The 5237-nt window shown below is 61.2% G+C and carries 5 protein-coding genes and 1 pseudogene; all 6 read left to right on the top strand.

All coding sequences use genetic code 11. From position 1 onward, the window contains the following. Positions 1 to 464 (top strand): restriction endonuclease (locus Q0J74_RS10290; protein WP_297214309.1); only part of this gene is annotated, 464 nt, incomplete at its 5' end. A 462-nt stretch (positions 465 to 926) separates the two neighbouring features. Next, positions 927 to 2528, top strand: coding sequence for a GGDEF domain-containing protein (locus tag Q0J74_RS10285; RefSeq protein ID WP_297214315.1), 1602 nt, complete (start codon positions 927 to 929; stop codon positions 2526 to 2528). Positions 2529 to 2754: 226 nt separating this feature from the next. Continuing rightward, a pseudogene (locus tag Q0J74_RS10280) lies at positions 2755 to 3123 on the top strand (helix-turn-helix domain-containing protein); the annotation flags it as partial. Between the two features lie 93 nt (positions 3124 to 3216). Then, a complete protein-coding gene (locus Q0J74_RS10275; protein ID WP_297214306.1) occupies positions 3217 to 3687 on the top strand; it encodes a response regulator transcription factor in 471 nt (156 codons plus the stop codon). Next, on the top strand, positions 3684 to 4916 hold the full coding sequence (locus Q0J74_RS10270) for a sensor histidine kinase (RefSeq protein WP_297214303.1): 1233 nt from the start codon (positions 3684 to 3686) through the stop codon (positions 4914 to 4916). Before Q0J74_RS10275 ends, Q0J74_RS10270 begins: the two co-directional genes overlap by 4 nt. Positions 4917 to 4982: 66 nt before the next feature. Then, positions 4983 to 5237, top strand: a 255-nt coding sequence (locus Q0J74_RS10265) for an alanine:cation symporter family protein (RefSeq protein ID WP_297214312.1), incomplete at its 3' end; no start/stop codon positions are given.

Here is a 5237-nt window from a genome sequence, read left to right as displayed (position 1 = left end):
CGGAGATGATGAAGCAGACCCCTGCTTTCTTTGAAAAGCTGGTGGTTCGGCTGCTGGAGAATATGGGGTATGGCGGCTCGGTAGAAAATGCGGGACTTGTCGTTGGACAGAGTGGCGACGAGGGAATTGACGGCATTATCCGGGAGGATAAGCTGGGATTTAGTCTGATCTACGTTCAAGCAAAACGGTGGGACCGGGCCACGTCCATCGGGAGGCCGGAGATTCAAAAATTTGTAGGTGCGCTGGCAGGGCAGGGCGCCAATAAGGGACTTTTTGTCACCACCGCACAGTTCACCAAAGAAGCCCGTGAATACGCCAAGAAGCAGCATACAACTAAGGTGGTACTGGTTGATGGGGAATCTCTGGCGAAACTTATGATTGAATATAACATCGGCGTATCTACCGAAGCAGTGTACCAAATCAAGCGGCTGGACAGCGACTTTTTTAGCGAGGACGGCGATTGATCAAAGGCTGCTTGGAGCAATCCGGCGGGGAGGAAACTCTCACCTGCCGCGCTTTTATACCCGGAGCAAGTGCCGCCGGAGGGCGGCATTTGCTCCATATCCCAGGCCGCCGCGGAGCTGAGAGCGTCCGCGGCGGCCGTTTGCGCATAAGATAGCCTGAACCCGCGGCGCCGGACGCGTTCCGCAGGAGCGGGAGGGGGTGGCATGATCAGGAAGCATTGGCATGATGGGCCACGCCTGCCGCTTGACGGAAGGGGCCTTTTCCAGTATGATAGAAGCAGAAAAATTGCAGGCCTTGCCTGTTCTGCCGCCATATCCGGCGGGGGAAGCCGCACCGCCGGCCGGCGGCGCGCCGCTTGCCTTCTATTCACTGCGATTAGGTGGGATCTGGACATGACTGGCTATACAATTTGGGGATCTTCGCATAAGCGAATTTTGTTTTTTGGGATTCTGGCCGCTGTGATGCTTTTAACATGGCTGACGGCCCTGCACAACGCCACCCCTCTGGACGGGATTCCCAACCCGGAGGTCGGGCAGATGGATACCGGCTGGTTCTATGAAGAGGGAGGGAGCCTGTCGCCGCTGGAGCAGCTGCCCTGCCGGCTGGAGCTGGCCGGCGACACGCTGTACCTGGTACACGCCCTGTCCGAAGCGGAGCTGGATGGAACGGATGTCCTGGCCGTGCAGACGCGGTATCAGTCCATCCGTGTCTGGGCGGACCAGACGCTGGTTTACGAGGCGGCCCAGGGCCGGGAGCACGCCTTGAGCAGTATGTGGCATTTTGTTCCGGCGGAGGCCTGCCGCGGCGCCGCCGCCCTGCGGATTGAGCTGACCAGGTATGAGGACGGGCCGGAGTGGGAGCTTTCGCCCATCCTTCAGGATCATCCGGACGCCATTGAGATGTACCTGCTCCTGTCCCATCTGCCCACCATTTTGGTGTGGCTGTGCTGTATGCTCTTCACCCTGCTGCTGCTCTTTGTCGTCTGTTTTATGGCGGGATGGAAGATTGAGGGGATTCCGCTGATTCTGTCGCTGACCGCGTTTATTTTTCTCTCCGGCACCTGGATTCTTCTGGATTCCAAGCTCACCACGGTGTTCGGCGGGAACTATGCCCTGACCTATTTCTTCAGCTACTGTGTATTCTATCTGCTGCCCATTCCGCTGCTGTTCTATTTCCAGCTGATGCTGGAGGTGAAGAACGTGTTTTTGCGGTATCTGCTGTGGGTCACCGCTGGAAACGCGGGTTTTTGGATGCTGCTGCATCTTCTGGGGGCGGTCTCCATCCGGGACACGGCCATCAGTGTACACCTGATTATCATCACCTTTTTGGCTGTGCTGCTCCGGGCGCTTTTGAAAAAGCGGGGGGTCCGCCGGAACGGGCGGCTGACCTGCACGTTCTGGGGCATTTTGCTGATCTTTGCCACCGCGCTGATCTCGATTCTCCTGTATCACGCCGGGCTTCTGCCGCCCACCAACAGCGCCGTGCTGTACGCGTGGAGCCTGCTTGCGCTGATTCTCTGCATGCTGATGGACACCGTGATGATGTTTGGCCGGGTGTGGAAGGAAAAGCAGTACACCGAATTTTACCGGCAGCTGGCCACGGAGGACAGCATGACCAAGCTGGCCAACCGCAATGCCTACGAGCTGCGGCTGCGTGAGCTTGTCTCCAATCCTCCCGGCGAGGTGGGGCTGATTCTCTTTGACATCAACCGGATGAAGTACATCAATGATACCTATGGCCACCACGTGGGGGATCAGGTGATTTTCCTGGTTGCCCAGTGTATCAATGAGGTGTTTGGCTATTCCGGCCAGTGCTATCGGATCGGCGGGGATGAGTTCTGCGTGATCCTCACCGCGTGGGACGACATTTCCCAGGACCTACAGCGGTTTGATGCGCTGGTCCGGGACAGGAACCAGCATCCCTTTCCAGTCAGCGTGTCCCACGGCTGGGAGACGCGGAACTTCCAGGTGGGAAAGCCCGTTGCCTTCAAGGATATCATTGAGTTGAAAACAGCCTCGGATCAAAAACTGTATCAGGACAAGACGATGCGGGGAAAAGCCTGACGCCCTCAAGAGCGTTGCCATAAGAAAACATGAAAAAAACCAGTAAAATCAATGTTTTTTAGGGCAGCGGAAAACGGGGCAGGTCAAAACAACTGAATAATCAGGCAGAAACAGGGTGTTGTCAAGCATGACAGCGCCCTTTTCTGTTTCCCCGGCCAAGCCGCAGACTTTTTTCAAAATCTGCGGCTTTTCTTTTTGCCCAAAAGCCGAAAGGAGGCGACAGCCTATGTACTTCACTTCCGACAGCGACCGGGCGTTTGAACAGCTCATGCAGCAGAGGCCGGGAGCAGATCACTTTGACAGCGGCGACGCCGGAGCGCCGGAGGATTGCGGCGACTGCCGTTTTTACCGCCCCGACTGGAAATACCAGTTTTGCGTATATGCAGAGTGTCCCTACCAGCCGGGCAAGCTCACCGCCCTTGACGCGGTTCTATTCCAAGTGAAAGGAGTTGACGACGAGATGGCAGTTTTTCGCGTGGAGAAAAACCGGGGCTACACGGTGATGTCCAACCACCACCTGCGGAATAAAGACCTGTCCCTGAAAGCCAAAGGGCTGCTTTCGCAAATGCTGTCCCTGCCGGAAAATTGGGACTATAATGTCATTTAGCTTAGTTATCAGGTTGGCGTCTGCGCTGAAAGCACACAGGTAGAGCGCAGATTATCAGGGGGCAAAATCGGTGAAAAGATTTTGCTATTCCGACACCGAGATAACCGGCGTCCCAAAGAAGCGCCGGTAGAGGACCGCATCCGGGGACTGAACGCCGGGGCGGACGACTACCTGTCCAAGCCCTTTGCCATGGGGGAGTTTGTGGCCCGGGTGCGGGCCTTGACCCGGCGGAGCGGGGCATTCACTCCCGACCGGCTGACGGTGGGGGATCTGACCCTGGACCGGACCACCTTCCAGCTCTCCGCCCACGGGGCCTCGGTGCGGCTGGGCAACCGGGAGTACCAGCTGCTGGAGCTGCTCATGCGCCAGCAGGGCCGGTTTTTGTCCACCGAGGAGCTGATGGAGCGGATCTGGGGCTATGAGAGCGAGGCGGAGCTGAACGTGGTGTGGGCCTACATCTCCTACCTGCGCCGCAAGCTGGAGGGGCTGCACACCAGCGTGCGTATCGCCGCCAGCCGGGGGCGGGGGTACATGCTGGAGGCCGGAATATGATCGGCACCCTCCGCCGCCGGTTCCTCCTCATCGCCCTGGCCTCCCTGGCGGGGACCCTGGCTCTGCTCTGCCTGGTTATCAACCTGGGCTACCGCCTCACCGCCGCCGGACGGGCGGACCAGGTGATTGAGACGCTGTACCGCCACTCCGGCCAGTTCCCCGAGCCTCAGCTCCAGGCCGATCCCGGCGCCGATTCCGGTTTCCAGATCACCCGGGAGACCCCCTTTGAAACCCGGTTTTTCATGGTGCGCCTCACCGGCGGGGGAGAGGTGGCGGAGGTGGATATCGAGCACATCGCCGCCCTGGACCGGGAGATGGTGGTGGAGCGGGTGGCGGACATCCTGGAGGGCGGGCGCGCCGCCGGATACAGCGGCTACTACCGCTACGGCGTGTTTGACCAGGGGGAGGAGGGGACGGTCATTGTGGTGCTGGACTGCTTCCTCCAGATGCAGGCCGCCGGCAGCGTGCTGCGGCTGACGGTGCTGGCCTCCCTGAGTTGTGTGGTCATCGTGCTGCTGCTGCTGGTGTTCCTCTCCCGCCGGGTGGTGCGCCCCTTTGCGGAGAATCTGGAGAAGCAGCGCCGCTTTGTCACCGACGCCTCTCACGAGCTGAAGACCCCCCTGGCCATCATCTCGGCCAACACCGGTCTGCTGGAGCATATGGTGGGGGAGAACCGCTGGCTGGCCAGCACCCAGGTGCAGGTGGGGCGGCTGGACCGGCTCATCGGCCACCTGGTGGAGCTGGCCCGCACCGAGGAGGCCCTGCCGGAGGAGGAGTCCGAGCCGGTGGAGCTGAGCCGGATCGTGGCCGAGCAGGGGGAGGACTATGCCCTGCTGGCCCAGGCCGCCGGAAAAACCCTGGTGTGCGCCGTGGCCCCCGGCCTGGTGCTCCGGGGGGTGACGGAAAATATGAAGCGGCTGTGTACCCTGCTGCTGGACAACGGGGTGAAGTACTGCGACCAGGGTGGGACCATCCGCCTGGAGCTGGCCCGGCAGGGCCGCTGGGCGGTGCTCACCGTCTCCAATCCCTGCGCCGGGCTGGAGCCGGCCCAGCTGCCCCGGCTGTTCGACCGGTTTTACCGGGCCGACCCCTCCCGGTCCCGGGATACGGGGGGATACGGCATCGGCCTGTCCACCGCCCGGGCCATTGTGCTGCGCCACCGGGGCAAGCTCACCGCCGCCCTGGACCAGGGCTGGGTGACCTTCACCGCCCGGCTGCCCCTGAGCTGAAGCCGCCCCAGGCATGACCCGGGCCGGTACCGCATACCTCTGGAGAGAGGGGGTGGGGGCGTGGCCATGCTGGAGCGGCTGGGCAACTGGCTTTGGAATCCCTGGCTGCTGGGCCTGTTTTTGCTCAGCGGCCTGTATTTTTCGCTTAAAACCGGCTTCTTTCAGATTTTTGGGGTCGGGCGGTGGCTGGGCGGCACCCTGGGCGGCCTGCTCCGGGGGACGGGGACCGGAACGGGGCGGGGCCTGACCCGGTTCCAGGCCATGTCCACCGCCCTGGCCTCCACCATCGGCACCGGCTCCATCGCCGGGGTGGCCACCGCC

Origin of the sequence: uncultured Flavonifractor sp., assembly GCF_944387675.1 — a bacterium.
GTDB lineage: Bacteria > Bacillota > Clostridia > Oscillospirales > Oscillospiraceae > Flavonifractor.
The sequence above is the reverse complement of the archived record's forward strand: the minus strand, read 5'-3'. Positions and strand labels throughout refer to the sequence as shown.

Bases quoted from the DNA above. Each gene is read 5' to 3' on its own strand.
- Q0J74_RS10270 (WP_297214303.1), top strand. From the start codon at position 3,684: ATGATCGGCACCCTCCGCCGCCGGTTCCTCCTCATCGCCCTGGCCTCC.
- Q0J74_RS10285 (WP_297214315.1), top strand. From the start codon at position 927: ATGCTTTTAACATGGCTGACGGCCCTGCACAACGCCACCCCTCTGGAC.